Source organism: Robertmurraya korlensis, assembly GCF_023715225.1.
GTDB lineage: Bacteria > Bacillota > Bacilli > Bacillales > Cytobacillaceae > Robertmurraya_A.
Window position 1 is genome coordinate 270,421 of sequence record NZ_JAMBNS010000001.1, and the last position, 14,249, is coordinate 284,669.

At 38.1% G+C, this 14,249-nt stretch carries 24 protein-coding genes; all 24 read left to right on the forward strand.

Annotation, left to right across the window (positions count from 1 at the left end; translation table 11 throughout):
- The first annotated feature begins 1 nt into the window (after position 1).
- The 24 genes from M3175_RS01400 (at position 2) to M3175_RS01515 (ending at position 14,246) form a co-directional block, all read left to right on the forward strand.
- Entirely contained in the window at positions 2-322 is a 321-nt protein-coding gene (locus M3175_RS01400) for an IDEAL domain-containing protein (protein ID WP_251513799.1), read from the forward strand.
- Positions 316-642 carry a hypothetical protein gene (locus M3175_RS01405; protein WP_251513801.1) on the forward strand — a complete coding sequence of 109 codons (327 nt, stop codon included), beginning with the start codon at positions 316-318 and terminating at the stop codon, positions 640-642. The genes M3175_RS01400 and M3175_RS01405 overlap by 7 nt, the downstream gene beginning before the upstream one ends.
- Entirely contained in the window at positions 639-932 is a 294-nt protein-coding gene (locus M3175_RS01410) for a hypothetical protein (protein WP_251513803.1), read from the forward strand. Before M3175_RS01405 ends, M3175_RS01410 begins: the two co-directional genes overlap by 4 nt.
- Before the next feature lie 66 nt (positions 933-998).
- Positions 999-1,544: a hypothetical protein gene (locus M3175_RS01415; RefSeq protein WP_251513805.1), complete on the forward strand. Its 546-nt coding sequence runs from the start codon at positions 999-1,001 to the stop codon at positions 1,542-1,544.
- 12 nt (positions 1,545-1,556) lie between these two features.
- Positions 1,557-2,054 (forward strand): pyrophosphohydrolase domain-containing protein, encoded by a 498-nt coding sequence (locus tag M3175_RS01420; protein WP_251513807.1) that lies wholly within the window; start codon positions 1,557-1,559, stop codon positions 2,052-2,054.
- On the forward strand, positions 2,054-2,248 hold the full coding sequence (locus M3175_RS01425; protein ID WP_251513810.1) for a hypothetical protein: 195 nt from the start codon (positions 2,054-2,056) through the stop codon (positions 2,246-2,248). The genes M3175_RS01420 and M3175_RS01425 overlap by 1 nt, the downstream gene beginning before the upstream one ends.
- Positions 2,241-2,519, forward strand: a complete 279-nt coding sequence (locus M3175_RS01430; RefSeq protein ID WP_251513813.1) for a hypothetical protein — start codon at positions 2,241-2,243, stop codon at positions 2,517-2,519. The genes M3175_RS01425 and M3175_RS01430 overlap by 8 nt, the downstream gene beginning before the upstream one ends.
- 209 nt (positions 2,520-2,728) lie before the next feature.
- Positions 2,729-3,202: a hypothetical protein gene (locus M3175_RS01435; RefSeq protein ID WP_251513815.1), complete on the forward strand. Its 474-nt coding sequence runs from the start codon at positions 2,729-2,731 to the stop codon at positions 3,200-3,202.
- A gap of 69 nt (positions 3,203-3,271) precedes the next feature.
- Positions 3,272-3,727: an ArpU family phage packaging/lysis transcriptional regulator gene (locus M3175_RS01440; protein WP_251513818.1), complete on the forward strand. Its 456-nt coding sequence runs from the start codon at positions 3,272-3,274 to the stop codon at positions 3,725-3,727.
- Between the two features lie 762 nt (positions 3,728-4,489).
- The gene (locus M3175_RS01445) at positions 4,490-4,711 is read left to right on the forward strand and encodes a hypothetical protein (RefSeq protein WP_251513821.1); all 222 of its coding nucleotides are present in this window, start codon (positions 4,490-4,492) and stop codon (positions 4,709-4,711) included.
- Positions 4,708-4,887 carry a hypothetical protein gene (locus M3175_RS01450; RefSeq protein WP_251513822.1) on the forward strand — a complete coding sequence of 60 codons (180 nt, stop codon included), beginning with the start codon at positions 4,708-4,710 and terminating at the stop codon, positions 4,885-4,887. The genes M3175_RS01445 and M3175_RS01450 overlap by 4 nt, the downstream gene beginning before the upstream one ends.
- A gap of 107 nt (positions 4,888-4,994) precedes the next feature.
- A complete protein-coding gene (locus M3175_RS01455; protein ID WP_251513825.1) occupies positions 4,995-5,375 on the forward strand; it encodes an HNH endonuclease in 381 nt (126 codons plus the stop codon).
- Between the two features lie 134 nt (positions 5,376-5,509).
- Positions 5,510-5,968, forward strand: coding sequence for a phage terminase small subunit P27 family (locus tag M3175_RS01460; RefSeq protein ID WP_251513828.1), 459 nt, complete (start codon positions 5,510-5,512; stop codon positions 5,966-5,968).
- A complete protein-coding gene (locus M3175_RS01465) occupies positions 5,965-7,644 on the forward strand; it encodes a terminase large subunit (protein ID WP_251513831.1) in 1,680 nt (559 codons plus the stop codon). Before M3175_RS01460 ends, M3175_RS01465 begins: the two co-directional genes overlap by 4 nt.
- Positions 7,645-7,656: 12 nt before the next feature.
- Positions 7,657-8,910 carry a phage portal protein gene (locus tag M3175_RS01470; RefSeq protein WP_251513834.1) on the forward strand — a complete coding sequence of 418 codons (1,254 nt, stop codon included), beginning with the start codon at positions 7,657-7,659 and terminating at the stop codon, positions 8,908-8,910.
- Positions 8,873-9,487 carry an HK97 family phage prohead protease gene (locus M3175_RS01475; protein WP_251513837.1) on the forward strand — a complete coding sequence of 205 codons (615 nt, stop codon included), beginning with the start codon at positions 8,873-8,875 and terminating at the stop codon, positions 9,485-9,487. Before M3175_RS01470 ends, M3175_RS01475 begins: the two co-directional genes overlap by 38 nt.
- A complete protein-coding gene (locus tag M3175_RS01480; RefSeq protein WP_251513839.1) occupies positions 9,487-10,662 on the forward strand; it encodes a phage major capsid protein in 1,176 nt (391 codons plus the stop codon). Before M3175_RS01475 ends, M3175_RS01480 begins: the two co-directional genes overlap by 1 nt.
- Positions 10,663-10,715: 53 nt before the next feature.
- A complete protein-coding gene (locus tag M3175_RS01485; protein WP_251513841.1) occupies positions 10,716-11,045 on the forward strand; it encodes a hypothetical protein in 330 nt (109 codons plus the stop codon).
- The gene (locus M3175_RS01490) at positions 11,032-11,316 is read left to right on the forward strand and encodes a head-tail connector protein (protein WP_251513844.1); all 285 of its coding nucleotides are present in this window, start codon (positions 11,032-11,034) and stop codon (positions 11,314-11,316) included. Before M3175_RS01485 ends, M3175_RS01490 begins: the two co-directional genes overlap by 14 nt.
- A 12-nt stretch (positions 11,317-11,328) precedes the next feature.
- A complete protein-coding gene (locus M3175_RS01495) occupies positions 11,329-11,898 on the forward strand; it encodes a head-tail adaptor protein (RefSeq protein WP_251513847.1) in 570 nt (189 codons plus the stop codon).
- Positions 11,898-12,323, forward strand: a complete 426-nt coding sequence (locus tag M3175_RS01500; protein ID WP_251513850.1) for an HK97 gp10 family phage protein — start codon at positions 11,898-11,900, stop codon at positions 12,321-12,323. Before M3175_RS01495 ends, M3175_RS01500 begins: the two co-directional genes overlap by 1 nt.
- A complete protein-coding gene (locus M3175_RS01505; protein ID WP_251513853.1) occupies positions 12,323-12,739 on the forward strand; it encodes a phage tail terminator family protein in 417 nt (138 codons plus the stop codon). Before M3175_RS01500 ends, M3175_RS01505 begins: the two co-directional genes overlap by 1 nt.
- Positions 12,739-13,794 (forward strand): phage tail sheath C-terminal domain-containing protein, encoded by a 1,056-nt coding sequence (locus tag M3175_RS01510; RefSeq protein ID WP_251513855.1) that lies wholly within the window; start codon positions 12,739-12,741, stop codon positions 13,792-13,794. The genes M3175_RS01505 and M3175_RS01510 overlap by 1 nt, the downstream gene beginning before the upstream one ends.
- A gap of 14 nt (positions 13,795-13,808) precedes the next feature.
- Complete coding sequence (locus M3175_RS01515; protein WP_251513856.1) at positions 13,809-14,246, forward strand: phage tail tube protein; 438 nt, start codon at positions 13,809-13,811, stop codon at positions 14,244-14,246.
- The last annotated feature ends 3 nt before the right edge of the window (positions 14,247-14,249 follow it).

A 14,249-nucleotide genomic window follows, 5' to 3' on the forward strand; every position in this document is an offset into this window, starting at 1 on the left:
AATGGAACAAGAAGAGCTGTTAAAAATTGGTCAATGGGTTCAATTAACTGGTGTTTTTAGAATAATCAATGGTCATATCGGTTTTGTTGAAGCGTATAGCGATAAACATGAAATGTACTATGTAAGGTTTGTAAAAACCAGAGATGGGGTTCCGATTAAAGAAAAAGGATATTGGGTTGAAAATGAAAACCTAGATCCTCTTGATACATGGCCTCACTTAGATGACATAACAGAGTTAATAAATATGGCTTTGGACATGGGTGACAAAGGGTGGTTTGAAGAGTTAACAAACAAGTTAAAACCCCAGGAAATGCCATGGTGAAAGATATCTCAAAGGCTACTAATCAACAATTGTATACCATTGCAAGGGATAGCTCGGAAAGGTTAAGAGACCGATACGAAGCTGCTCGTGAATTACAAAAAAGAAAGGTGAAGAAACGTATGGCTAATCCCGTTTGTCCGAAGTGCGATACAGAAGGACATATTATCTCAATGCGCCATGCTAATAACTTAAAGATTGAATGCCCTAGTTGCAAGCACATATGGAAAAGTGAATCGGAAGTATGTCCATCTTGTTATAAATCTAATGGTTATGCGGTACCAGGACTTTGCATCAAGTGTTACGAGGAAACACGGCCATGAGTAAGAATCCGATAATCCAAAAAGCTAAAAAAGAAGCCTACGATATGGGTTATAAGAACGGTTTACTTACAGGCAAAACATTAGGACAGGATGCAGCAATCAATTTTATTGCTGATCGTTTTGACGGTTTAGATAAGATTCCTGGAATTGGACCTAAGCTTTATAAAAAGATTGTCCATCACTTTGGGATTGAATATTTCAAGAAAGTTGAGGTGGTCAAAGGTGGCAAACAAGGCAAAGCAAAGAAAACGTCTGGAAAAGTCTCTGAGACACAGACAGAAGGAAAATGAAGCCATTGTTAAGGAACGGATAGATAAAGCCTGGAGAAATATCTTTGTGAAAGCAGGGATACTCAAATGAGATTTGTAGGAATTGACCCTTCAACTAAAACAGGCTTTGTTGCAATGGACAGATACGGTAATATTCAGGTCCAGAAAGAGTTAAAAGGCATCGGTGCTGTAGATCCAAAACGAATTGTCACACTCACTGATGAGATTATGAGGCATATTCAACCAGGTGATGTCATTTGCATCGAGGGTGTCCCGTTTGACACTCAACGAGCTGCACAAGCCGGTTGGATCCATGGGAGTATTCGAAATGCTTTGTTTAGAAGCAAGTTTAGCTATTACGAGGCTACTCCAAATCAGGTTAAGAAGTTCGTGAATGTTACTGGATGGGTTGGAGATATAGGCAGCAAGAAACGGTTAACAGGTAAGGACAAAAAGAAGGCAGTTGCTGAAGCTGTTATTGAACATTATGGGTTTATTAATAAGAACGACAACATTGTGGATGCTTATGTATTAGCTCAAATTGCTTTTGCTTTGTGGACTCGAAAAACATATCAGTCTTATCAAGAAGAAGTCGTACAAGCCATTTTAAATCCAGTTAAAAAAGCTAAATAGGGAGTGTTGTAGATGAGAGAGAGACCGGAAACAAGTCAGATTGTAATTGATGGAATTGCTAGTGTAGTAGATGGTCAGGATTTAAAAGGTATTGTGAAATACAACGAAACCATCGATGAAGCAAAAGATGTTAATTACAACTGGGAGCTCATGGGCCTAGAGGAATCAGTGGACTTAAATAAGTATCTTGTAAAGAGAATAAAGCAATTGTACGGATTAACGATTGATCACCTTTGCCAAGAAGCTTTTGCAACAGCCATTAGCAAAGGTTGGCACGATGAAGAACGAGAAACAGGCACAATGTTAGCCCTAATACACAGCGAAGTAAGTGAAGCCTTGGAAGCCGACAGAAAAGGTGATGAAGAGAACTTTGCTGAAGAATTAGCCGACATTTGCATTCGGGTATTTGATCTTTCTGGAGCTAAGGATATTGATTTGCAGACTGCTATTCTCAAAAAGATGGAGTTTAATAAGTCCAGACCTCATAAACACGGTGGGAAGTTGTACTAATGGGGCATCCATTTAACTCTCCAAGAGTTTTGAAAAAGGTTGTTTATGCCATGACCGAAACAAAACTGGAGAAGAACGTAGATGCGCATAAAAGTCGAGGGTGGAAAGAAGTGAGTGAAGTAAAACCATATGGTTATGGTCTAGGTGTAATGATGGAATTTGATCCATATAATCGAGGTGAAATTAATGGCTAGTTACTCTAAAGAAGAGCAAGAAACTACATTGGTTTTTGATAACAGTACAGGCAAGTGGAACGTTTACTCCACTGTACCAAAACACATTAGAAAACTCTCTAATTTATGCGAGTTAATCACCTTAGATAACGAGGATGGTAGACCGACAGCCGTAAAAGGTGTTCTCGAAGAAAAGCAAGTGAGTATGAAACAATTAAGAATTTTTACGGAGGAACAAAAAGAACAAGCTGCCAAACGATTAGCTAAAGCTCGCGAAAAACAAATAAAGTAGCGTAGGAGTGAGGTCCATGCAAGACAAGGTTGGATATTTATTCTTCTGTCAGCATTGTGGAATACCTCAAAGAATCCCTGAATACGTGCTAAAAACTTACTTATGTAGTGACCAGGTAAAAAGATATTACTGCAGCAATTGCAGTAGTGAAAACTCTATTCCAGAGTACGTAAAAAAACTTAAAAACGAATTATAAAGGAGCTAATATCATGCAAGTAACGGTCAAAGCCAATTTCAATAAGCAAACAAAGGACAGCAAAAAGGAGCTCGTTCAGTTTTATGTCAAAGGTGAGGATGAGAAAAAACCAGAGCTTAACCAAATGACACGTGAAGTAGTCGAGTTAACCATTGAAGGTATTGAACAAAAACTAACTTGTGAGTTTAATAAAATCTCGAAAGATAGCAAGAAAACAGTCTTAGATTTTATTGTTAAAGGTGACACTTCTTCTGATCAATCATTTAACTTCTACAAAAAAGCTGGGTCAGATGTTACTTTAACTATTGTTGAGTCTCAAATGAGCATTGATGAGTTTTATGATAACGACCATGAAGGTGTAGAATACAAGGTTGGTCAAGATGGAACAGTTGAGGTAACTCCTAACCAAATGAGTTTGGAAGATGTTCCTGAAGATGATCCAGAAGAGGATATCTTCAGTGAAACAGACGAAGATCTTTTACAGTAAACATAATGGCCCTGAGAGTTTCGACTTTTGGGGCTTTCTCTTAGCAAAAATAAAGGGGGTCTACTCCTAGTGAGCTTTGAACCAGAAGAGTTTTTACCCATATTAGACAGAAAACAAGTACAAGCCGATTTAATTAAATACTTTTCTAAATATCGGCTATTCAAATACTTAACATTTGAAGAAAGAGAAGCATCCATCACTTCGAGTAGTACACCAAGAGAACACGGAGCCACTAATGTCACAAGCGACCAGACAGCTTCTATCGCGATTTACAACACCGATGAAATGAGATATAGAAAGAACTTCTGTGAACGTCTAGAACGGTCTGTGAGAGCTTTACCGAAGATGGAAAGGTTTCTTATTGAGGAACGGTATATGTCAGAAGAAGCCGAGTACACAACGGATCTACAAGTCTATAACTTTAAGTTTCAACCACCTATTTCAGAAAAGACCTACAGCAAAATCCGGTGGAAAGCTTTTTATAAATTAGCTATTAGTTTGAATATTGTTGTGCCGAAGAATTGACACCTACTATTCACTAAGGAGTTGAGGAAATGGATTGGGGAATTGCGTTTCTTATTGCTGTAGTTAGTGCCTATATAGGTTTTGGGTTTGGACTAATGGCAAAAAGTCATGGGAAGAATTTTGAAAAGTAATAAACAGTACGAGAAAAACATCTAAAAATATTACAAAAACAATCCAATAACTTTACGGTTTTAAGTTGTGTCACTTGGATTTATACATGTTAAAGTTATATCATCGGGAATTGATTAAGAGGCAAGGGTGTTTGACACTTCTACTTCTTTTCAGTTCCTATTTTCATTTAATCGAATACTCCAATCCTGGTTGCATTCTGATTGCCATAATCGACAGAATGTCGCTCATACCCTTACGCTTTCATAGAAGCACCTCCAGGGCTAGCAGTGATCTCAGCTGTCCAAGGATTGGATCGAGACGGTTTTCTCTGTTTTTCCGCAGTAAAAAACGGGTGATAAATACGTAAAAATCCTGTCCAAATTCTGGTCAAATTCTGTCCCGTTTTTGTCCATCAAATTTGTGTTTAAAACCCTTGGTATGACTGACTTTGTAGACATACTCATAAAAATTTTGTCCCGCAAATGTCCAGCAGTTGTCCATCAGTTGTCCACAAACAAGAATGGTAAGAATGTAAAGAATATAAATAATATACGTCACTAACGTTCGTATGAATTTTTTAAAACTTAATTATTGGTTAGTAAGCATCCAAAACAACGGGTGCTTTTTATATTTCCTAAAGAAGGTGGTTGCATGTTATTTTCGGATCATTTAACCAGAGAAGAGATTCAGCGTGTAAACAACTTGAGAAAAGCTATTAGGAATCAGAAGGAACATAAGTCTAAGTCTTTGCCTAAAGAACAACGAGTAAAGGTTAAGAAGAAAGAGAATTTATCCAGAAGAGACATTGAGGATCTAATGGGTATTCGTAAAGATACTTATAAACGAGAGAGAGGAGCAGTGAAGAGACGATGATATTTACTCAGAGATTAGATGTGAATGGAGCTTTTATTAAAGGTTCAATTGCTAACGGTAAATTAGAGATTAAACAATTCATGGGTGGAGCTCCTATCAGTAGAGATGTACTAACTAAGTCTATGGTTGAGGAGTTCATTAAAGAGTTAGAACAAATCAAAGGACAGTTGAAATGATTACAGGACTTATCTTTGGTTTCTATATCGGTTGTATCTTTACGTTCTTTCTCTTGTACATGGGTGAGAATCGGAGGAAGTTTATGGACAAGAGTGGGATTGATTAGATGCTGAGAAGTTGTAAATATTGTGGAAGTATTCATGACCGTAGTTATCAATGTCCATATAAACCAGTACGAAAGAAAGAAGCCACGTATATTGATAAGTTTAGGAGATTACGAGTATGGACTAATAAGAGTAAAGAAATAAGGGAAAGAGACAGGCACCTGTGTCAGATGTGTATTAGGGAATTTCCTGCACGATATACCTTTACTAACATTGAGGTCCATCATATTGTCCCAATCATAGAAGATTGGAGTAAGAGATTGAACAATGATTATCTTATTTCCCTGTGTGCTCCACATCATAAGCTAGCTGAGGATGGACAGATAGACAGACAGACACTCATTGATATTGCAAAGAAACAAGAAGAAAACAATAAGATATGACATGAAACGATATGAAATGAGTCGAATTTTGATCCCCCCCGGGTCAATTTGTCGAAATGAGGACTGGCCGGAGACCACGCCTGCCGTCAGGATCGCAAAAAATCTGTAAAATGGAATTTTAAGGAGGTGAGGAAATGGCGAGACCAACGAAAAGTGCTAAATTATTGTCCGAGTGTTCTCAAACAAAAGCAGAAATTGAGGAACGGGTATTAATCGAGAACAAGCTCAAAGGAGCAGCCGATAGTATTTCCCCTCCTAGTCATTTGAATGCCAGACAGAAAAAGATTTTCCGTTTCATCGTGGGAGAACTTGAGGCTAGTGGGATTCTAGGAAACTTGGATATTTACATTTTAGAAACCTGTGTATTTGCCCTTGATCGAAAGCAACAAATTCAGAAGGAAATTAATAAAGGTCAGGGAGATGAAGCCGAGCTCCTAAAGAATCTGGATAAGTACACAAAAATCTTTTTCCGTTGCTGCAACGAATTGAGCCTATCTCCACAAAGCCGAGCGAAAATGGGTACTATTAACTTCCAAGTGAAACAAAAAGAAGATGATCCATTGCTTAAAGTTTTGGCTGGTGGTAAGAAGTGATATTTGAAAAAGCAATAAGATACGCAGAGAGAGTTGCTGCAGGAAAAGAGATTACTACAAAAGAGGTTATTATCCAGTGTAAGTGGTTCCTGAAAGAACTTGAAGCGCAGGAAAATGATGATTTCCCTTACTACTTTGATGAAGAAGAAGTTGAGAAAATCGAAGGTATACTTACGCTTCTACACTTTGCAACAGGGTTAGGAGTAACAGGTAAAACCATTTTAGAAGGTCTGGAAGGATTCCAGGCTTTTTTTCTTGTGAATATTTTCGGTTGGAGATTTAAAGAAAATCCTGAAAAATTCAGGTACCGAGATGTGACTTTGTTTATTCCACGAAAGAATGCTAAGACATTCATTTGTGCTCTTATATTAATCATTCTGATGCTTACTGAAGATGACTACTCAGAATTTTATTCCATCTGTCTGGATCGTGAGCTTGCTGGGGAAGTCAAAAAGGCAATGACTCAAATTATCCAAGCGAGTCCTAATATCAGCAAATACTTTGTCATTCCTAAAACATTGAGTGGTCGTATAATCTGCAAGCTCACCAACAGCTTCTACCAAGCTCGAACAGCAGAAGCAAACAAGAACAACTCCATTCGTCCTTCTGCCTTTATTGCCGATGAAGTGGGAGCTCTTAAGGATTACAAAAACATCAATGCTATGAAGTCGGGCCAATTGAACGTAAAGAATCCACTTCGTTTTAAATTGACCACAGCCTACGCAGAAGATAAGTCTATCATGTTGGAAGAGTTGGCATACATCAAAAAAGTGTTTGCTGGAATTATCGATGATGACCGCATGTTTGCTTTGTTATATTACGCGGAACCTGAGCATCTGTGGGATGAAACAGGGCTTTATCAGGCGAACCCTCTTCGAATTGAAGAGAACTACAATGAAATTCGTGATGCTCGTAAAACTGCCATTGAAAAGCCGGCAGAGCGTGAAGAGTACCTATGTAAACACATGAACCACTTTTTACCTTCTAACAGTGGTGAGGAATTTATTAATGTGGAAGACCTCAGAAAATGCAAACTAGACTCTTTTGAATGGAAAGGCCGACAAGTATGGGTGGGAATCGATTTAGCGATGACAAGCGATAACTGTTCATACTCAATGGTCACTGAGGAAGACGGAAGGATTTATTCAAAATCAGTTGCTTTTGTACCTACTGAAAGGATTCCTGAGAAAAATAGGCTCGAAAAGATTAACTATCATGATTTTATTAAAACCGGTGATTGTTTTTCTTGTGGAGATATGACAGTCGATTATGGATTTATAGAGGATATGATCCTGAAAATAGAAGAGGAACACGGAGTGGTTGTTGTGAAATTTGGTTATGACCGTTACAACTGTTTATCTACAGCACAAAGGCTTGAACGCGCAGGCTACATTACTGTTGAAGTTAAACAGCACTCAAGTGTTCTTCACCCAGCAACCAAATTATTAAAAGAGAAGATTCTAAACCAGGAATTTCACTACACTGAAAACAAGCTTTATGAGGAGAACTTTCAAAATGCAAAAGTAACTGAGGATAATAACAAAAATATGTATGTGAACAAAAAGAAATCGAATGGAAAAGTAGACATGGTTGTGAGTACAATCAACGCCATTTATCTGCTGCAGCAAGATGTGATCTTCAATCCAGACAGCGATTGGGGAGCTCAGGTAATTTAAGGAGGTGAGAATGTGGGATTTTGGAAGCGAATGTTTGGATTAGAAAAACGTGAAGTAACAGTTGATGAAACTCTTGAAGACTTATTAATTAGTGCTGGTATCTTAACCAAAAGGATTGAAAGAGATCAAGCTATGAACATTCCGGCCCTAAGTGCTGGTGTGGATCTCATTAGTGACACAGTGGCATCTATTCCGATTAAGCTCTTTAAAGAGGAAAACGGGAAGGTTACAGAGGTGCAAGATGACCGAGTTAGGTTGTTAAACGATGAGACAAAAGACACTTTGGATGGTTTTCAGTTCAAAAAGGCTCTTGTAGAGGACTATTTACTTGATGGATCGGGTTACGCATATATCAATCGAGAGAGAAACCAAGTAAAAAGTCTGCACTATGTTAAACACCAAAATGTTTCAATCAACATGAATGTGGATCCAATTTTCAAAGCATATGATCTTTTAGTCCATGGAGCTACTTATCAACCATATGAATTCTTGAAGTTAATTAGACGATCTAAAGATGGTGTAACTGGTATAGGGTTTATTGAACAAAATAACAAACTGTTGTCCGTTGCATATAACACATTGATTTTTGAGGAAATCCTGGTCAAAACAGGTGGTAATAAAAAAGGGTTCCTAAAGGCGCAAGGAAGGCTATCTCCAGATGCTATTACTGAATTAAAAACTGCTTGGAAAAACCTATATGCTAACAATAGTGAAAACGTAGTGGTTTTAAACAACGGATTAGACTTCCAAGAAGCCTCAAACACATCTGTGGAAATGCAACTCAATGAGAACAAAAAGACCAATTCTAACGAGGTCCTTAAAGTACTTAAAATACCTACTTCTATTCTGGATGGTTCTGCAACCGATGAAGAATATAACCATTGGATAAAAATCTGCATATTGCCTATATTGGCTGCGCTAATCACGGCCATAAACAAAGACTTATTGCTCCCTAGTGAGAAAAATGAGTCTTTTTATTTTGCCTTTGACACAACAGACCTTTTAAAAGGTGACATGCTCAAGCGTTACCAGGCTTATGAAATTGGGATTAAAAACGGTTGGATGCAATGGGATGAAGTCCGTTTCAAAGAAGATCTTGAACCATACGGAGTAGATTTCATCAAGTTAGGACTCCAAGACGTACTTTATAATCCGAAAACAAAAGAAATTTACACACCTAACACCAATCAAACCAACAATATGGACGAGCTGAAAGGAGGTGAGACGAATGCGAATAGAGATTCGGGGAAATCAGGTGTTACTTGATGGGTACGTTAACGCAGTTGAAAGGGAAAGTCGTGTTTTACCTTCACCACGCGGGCGATTTAAGGAAAAAATCAGACCGAAAACGTTTGAAAAAGCTCTTAGAAAAGCCGATGATGTGGAATTACGTTTTAATCACGATCCCAACATGCGCCTAGGTTCTATCAAAGAAGGAAATCTTCAGTTATTTGAGGATAACATCGGATTACGTGCAATTACTACCGTAACAGACGAAAATGTGGTCCAAAAAGCCAAAAATGGCGAATTAAGAGGCTGGTCGTTTGGATTTATCGACAATAATCCAACATGGGAGGACGGTCCAGAAGGAATTGCTCTTCGATATCTTGATGATATTGACCTCATTGAGGTGTCTATCCTGGACAAAACTCCAGCTTATATTGCTACAAGCATTGAAGCTCGTGGAGAAGAACAGGTCATTTCAGAGCAACGCGGTGACGAATTTCGAGCAGAAATTGAAGATCTCACCAAGGTTGAGGAAAAACGGGAGGAATCACTTGTGGATTACTCTGTTTTTGAAAAAGAAATTGAATTTTTAAAGATGAAAGGTGGAAACCATTAATGAAAATGCCTATTAACGTATTTAACAAACCTGTAGTTGAAGTTCGCTCTATGCCTACACTTGTGGAGCAACGTAACAATCTTTTAGATGAAGCCGACGGCCTTTTAAAGAAGAGTAAACAAGAATCCCGTGCTTTTTCCGATGAGGAAAGCAGACGTTTTGATGAAATTAAATCAGAAGTTGCTAAAATCGATAAGACCTTAGCTGCTGAGGCGGATGTTCTTAAATTCGGAGAGAAAAGAACAGTACCATCAAAAATTGAAGAAAGAGCGGTTATTGAAGCTCGTGCTTTTGCTAACTACATTCGTGGAGTTGCTGGTGAAGAACGTGCTGATATCAACTTTACAACTGGTGATAATGGAGCGGTTATTCCACAATCCATCGCTAACAAAATCATCAGTAAAGTTTATGATTTGAGTCCAATTTATCAATTGGCTACACGTTACAACGTTGGTGGATCGCTTACCATTCCTTACTACGATGAAACTACGCAACAAATTACAATGGCCTATGCTGACGAATTTGTTGAGCTTGAAGCGACTTCTGGTAAATTCACTAGCATTACACTTACTGGTTTCTTAGCAGGAGCATTAACTAAAATCTCTAAGAAATTACTTAACAACTCAGATTTCGATTTAGTAAACTTCATTATTGGTAAAGTTGCAGAGTCTGCAGTTAAGTGGATTGAAAGAGAATTGCTAAATGGGACAGCTGCTAAAATCTCTGGATTAAGTACAGTTACTCAGACTATTACTGCAGCTAGTGCTACAGTAATCACTACTGACGAATTAATTGATGTTCAAGAAGAAGTTCCAGACGTTTTCCAAAGTAGTGCGATTTGGATTATGAACAGAAAAACACGTAAAGCCATCCGTAAATTAAAGGATGCAGATGGAAACTATTTACTAAACAAAGATGTATCAGCTAAGTGGGGGTACACATTGCTTGGTAAAGATGTTTACACTTCTGATAATATGGCTCAAATGGCAACAGGAAAAACTGTTATCTACTACGGAGATATGTCAGGTCTAGCTGTAAAAGTTGCTGAAGAAGTAACTATCGAAGTGTTACGGGAGAAGTACGCTACTCAACACGCTATTGGTGTAGTGGCATGGCTTGAAATGGATTCAAAAGTAGAAAATGCTCAAAAAATCTCTCGATTAAAAATGCTTTAATACTTAGGAGATGGGGTTTCCCATCTCTTTTCTTTTAGAAAGGTGTGAATCACATGAAGGTAAAGGCTCTTGTAAGTTTTGCTGGAGTAATTTCAATGGCATTTAAAGAAGTCAGAGAAATTGAAGATAAAGACATTTGTGAAGATTTAATTCGTGCAGGTTACGTTGAACCTTTAGAGTCTGAAGAACAAGATGAAAATTTAAATCCAGATGACAATGGTTCAAGTAGAGAATCACAAGATGCTGATTTTAATGAAAGTAACTCACCTGACGAAAACACAGAAGCTCCAACCCCTGAGGAGGGCGAAGCAGTTCCGTCTCAAGAAGAAGAGAAACCTGTTGTTAAACGCAATAAGAAGGTGAAAGCTGATGAAGATCAGTGAAATCACGATAAAGGATATTAAAGATCACACTAGAGTGAGCCATAACGAAGAGGATTCTTTATTTTCGATTATCCTTATAGCGTGTAAACATTACATCAAATCCTACACAGGTTTAACCTTTGAATCAATGGACCTAAAAGAAGATTTAACCATAGCTCTTTTAGTCTTAGCTACTGAGATGTACGAGAATAGAACCTACACTGTAGAAGAGGACAAGGTTAACCCAGTAGTGAAAACATTACTAAACTTGCACTCTATAAACTTACTATAGGTGGTGTTTAGTATGAATCCAGGAAAGTTAAATAAAAGGCTGCTGTTTTCTTTTGGAATGGTATGGGGCCAAAGAGTAATTAAAACCAAACGTAGAGACTTTGAACAAAATGAGGAGTCTTATCAATTTATTATTAGAAAAGATTCTGACGTTGCTGAATATCAAACGTTCACCTGTGACGGTCTCACGTACCTCATTTTGACGTTCGAAGAAGTTCCCAAGGGGTATCTTACCCTAAACTGTGAGAAGGCTAGAAAACACTCGTTCTATGATTCTTGTAATGTAAGTCGAATGGTTAACTATAAGACTGATTCTGGAGCCACGAGAGAACGTTTAGAGGTCGTTCTAAGCCAAATACCTTGCGAACTCATTCGACTCGTCAGTGGGTCTGCAAATGAGTCTGAACAGGAACGAGATGTGATATATCGGTTTGAACTCCATCTTGAAAACGAACATGTTCTAAAAGCTGGGGATCAATTAGAGATAACCCATAAACTTGATGTATATAAAGCGACTGTTCAAAGTTATTTCCGTACTCACACTCATCAAACGGTTGAGCTCTTAATGGAGGATGAGGCCTAATGATCAGAATGGAAATGAGAGGCTTCAAGAAGTACAATGAACAGTTGATGTTCATTAAGAATAACTTCCCGGAAGAGTTGGAGAAGTTTCTACTCGATCTCGGAAAATCATTAAATCGTGCAGTGTTGAAACGTACTCCTGTTGATGATGGAGAGTTAAAAGGAGCTTGGAAAATCTCAGGTATTGAACGTGATGGCGATACTGTGTATCTAATGATTTACAATACAGCCACCACCACTTATGAGGGGAGAGAGGTACCACTTGCGCCATTTGTTGAGTTTGGTCATAAGATTGTGGACAAATCAGGAAATACAGTTGGAAAAGTGGACGGCTATTACATGCTTACAACCTCCATAAAGACGATCAACAGAACTATTCCTCGTAGATTAAGAAAAATGTTCAATGAGTTGGTGAGTCGCGCATGATGGTGAAAATTAAAGACAGTATTGTAAAAGTCTTATCAGATACATTTACAGATCATCAAGTCTACGATGAAAAGAAAACCCAAGGTCTAAAAAGGCCTTGTTTTTTTGTGGATATAATTCCAGTCGCATTTGAAAAACCGACTCCTAACCAACAGGAACGGTCAATAATTGTTGATGTTCAATATATGTCATTAGAAGAAACAAAGGAAGAGAACCTAGTTATGTCAGAGGAACTTGGCCAGATGTTTTCAGTTATTTCTTTTGACACATATAAGATAAAACCGTCTGAAGAACGGTATGAAATTGTAGACGGCATTCTGCATTATTTATTCGATTTAGATTTCACTGTGTATGGAACACAAGAAGATTCTACACCGATGATCGGTCAAGTGAATCTCACTAAGGAGGTTAATTGATGGGACTCCCACAAGTAAATATTTTATTTAAACAGTTAGCAGCAAGTGCAATTCAGCGTGGTGCTAGGGGAATTGTTGCTCTTTTATTAAAAGATACAGCTGCACTCGGGACATACACTGTTCTATCCTCTACAGATATCCCAGCTGCTCTTTCAGATGCGAACAAGAAACAAATGGAGTTAGCTTTAATCGGGGGCCAGCAAGCTCCATTGAAACTTATTGTTCGAGTGGGGAATGAGGCCGATTGGACAGCAGGTCTTACTTGGTTAGAGACTCAAGTATTTGATTACCTGGCTATACCAGAAGTAACAGGTGCTCAACTTGCTGGTATCTATACTTGGTTAGGAAATCAGCGTAACAATGGAAAAATGGTTAAGGCTGTTTTACCAAGTGCGGCAGCAGATAAAGAGTATGTTATTAACTTTACTACTGGAAGTATTGTGAATGGTGCAACCACTTATACAGCTGCACAATATTGTGCTCGTATTGCAGGATTAATTGCTGGAACACCTCTAAGTATGGCAACTACATTCCAACCTCTTCCTGAAGTAACAAGCTGTCAGTCTTATACAAAAGCTCAACTGGATACAGCCATTGATAACGGTGAATTTGTAATTTTCCATGATGGTGAAAAAGTAAAAGTTGCTCGTGGAGTGAATAGTTTCAAAACAACTACAGCTGATAAAGGGGCAAGCTTCAAGAAGATTAAAATTGTTGATATTCTTGACCTTTACTACTCGGATATTACAAAGACCATTAACGACAATTACATCGGAAAATATCCAAACAGCTACGATAACAAAGTGCTTCTACTAACTGCCATTGATGCTTATCACATGCAATTAGAAGCAGACCAATTACTTGATCCAGGAGTAAATTCAGTTGAGATTGATATCGATGCTCAACGTGTATTCCTACAAGGAATCGGAGTAGATACCTCTCAAATGACTGATGAAGAGATTAAAGAAGCAAATACTCAGGATGATGTATTTATTCGCTCTAATATCAAGCCATTAGATGCAATGGAAGATATCACAATGAAGGCATATCTGTAAGGGAGGGATAGTCAATGACTTTTAAACCAGAACAAGCTATTTCCGGTACTTATGGAGAAGCGTGGATAAACGGTGAAAAGTTTGCTGAGGTTTTTGGACTTCAAGCAAAGATTAACATTTTAAAAGAAGATGTTCCTATGTGCGGTGTTCCTAGTGGCCGTGGTAAGAAAATGATGGGATGGGAAGGTACCGGGTCAGTGCGTTTCACTAAAATTAATTCAAAGCTGTTAAAACGTCAGTTGGATATGTTGAAGCAAGGAAAAGAATTAATGGTTACTATCGTTTCTAAGGTTAAAGATCCTGCAGCACTTGGAGCGGAGCGTGTGTCAATTCCTAACTGTACCTTTGATGATATCACTCTAGCTGACTGGGAAAATAACACGATTCTTCGTGAAGAAAAGCCATTCACATTCAGTGATATGCCAACATTAATCGATTCAATTGGAAGGTAGGAT

What these genes read in the sequence shown, in the direction of transcription:
- M3175_RS01400 (WP_251513799.1), top strand. Translation starts at nt 2, where the DNA reads ATGGAACAAGAAGAGCTGTTAAAAATTGGTCAATGGGTTCAATTAACT.
- M3175_RS01405 (WP_251513801.1), top strand. Translation starts at nt 316, where the DNA reads ATGGTGAAAGATATCTCAAAGGCTACTAATCAACAATTGTATACCATT.
- M3175_RS01410 (WP_251513803.1), top strand. Translation starts at nt 639, where the DNA reads ATGAGTAAGAATCCGATAATCCAAAAAGCTAAAAAAGAAGCCTACGAT.
- M3175_RS01415 (WP_251513805.1), top strand. Translation starts at nt 999, where the DNA reads ATGAGATTTGTAGGAATTGACCCTTCAACTAAAACAGGCTTTGTTGCA.
- M3175_RS01420 (WP_251513807.1), top strand. Translation starts at nt 1,557, where the DNA reads ATGAGAGAGAGACCGGAAACAAGTCAGATTGTAATTGATGGAATTGCT.
- M3175_RS01425 (WP_251513810.1), top strand. Translation starts at nt 2,054, where the DNA reads ATGGGGCATCCATTTAACTCTCCAAGAGTTTTGAAAAAGGTTGTTTAT.
- M3175_RS01430 (WP_251513813.1), top strand. Translation starts at nt 2,241, where the DNA reads ATGGCTAGTTACTCTAAAGAAGAGCAAGAAACTACATTGGTTTTTGAT.
- M3175_RS01435 (WP_251513815.1), top strand. Translation starts at nt 2,729, where the DNA reads ATGCAAGTAACGGTCAAAGCCAATTTCAATAAGCAAACAAAGGACAGC.
- M3175_RS01445 (WP_251513821.1), top strand. Translation starts at nt 4,490, where the DNA reads ATGTTATTTTCGGATCATTTAACCAGAGAAGAGATTCAGCGTGTAAAC.
- M3175_RS01450 (WP_251513822.1), top strand. Translation starts at nt 4,708, where the DNA reads ATGATATTTACTCAGAGATTAGATGTGAATGGAGCTTTTATTAAAGGT.
- M3175_RS01455 (WP_251513825.1), top strand. Translation starts at nt 4,995, where the DNA reads ATGCTGAGAAGTTGTAAATATTGTGGAAGTATTCATGACCGTAGTTAT.
- M3175_RS01460 (WP_251513828.1), top strand. Translation starts at nt 5,510, where the DNA reads ATGGCGAGACCAACGAAAAGTGCTAAATTATTGTCCGAGTGTTCTCAA.
- M3175_RS01475 (WP_251513837.1), top strand. Translation starts at nt 8,873, where the DNA reads ATGCGAATAGAGATTCGGGGAAATCAGGTGTTACTTGATGGGTACGTT.
- M3175_RS01480 (WP_251513839.1), top strand. Translation starts at nt 9,487, where the DNA reads ATGAAAATGCCTATTAACGTATTTAACAAACCTGTAGTTGAAGTTCGC.
- M3175_RS01485 (WP_251513841.1), top strand. Translation starts at nt 10,716, where the DNA reads ATGAAGGTAAAGGCTCTTGTAAGTTTTGCTGGAGTAATTTCAATGGCA.
- M3175_RS01490 (WP_251513844.1), top strand. Translation starts at nt 11,032, where the DNA reads ATGAAGATCAGTGAAATCACGATAAAGGATATTAAAGATCACACTAGA.
- M3175_RS01495 (WP_251513847.1), top strand. Translation starts at nt 11,329, where the DNA reads ATGAATCCAGGAAAGTTAAATAAAAGGCTGCTGTTTTCTTTTGGAATG.
- M3175_RS01500 (WP_251513850.1), top strand. Translation starts at nt 11,898, where the DNA reads ATGATCAGAATGGAAATGAGAGGCTTCAAGAAGTACAATGAACAGTTG.
- M3175_RS01505 (WP_251513853.1), top strand. Translation starts at nt 12,323, where the DNA reads ATGGTGAAAATTAAAGACAGTATTGTAAAAGTCTTATCAGATACATTT.
- M3175_RS01510 (WP_251513855.1), top strand. Translation starts at nt 12,739, where the DNA reads ATGGGACTCCCACAAGTAAATATTTTATTTAAACAGTTAGCAGCAAGT.
- M3175_RS01515 (WP_251513856.1), top strand. Translation starts at nt 13,809, where the DNA reads ATGACTTTTAAACCAGAACAAGCTATTTCCGGTACTTATGGAGAAGCG.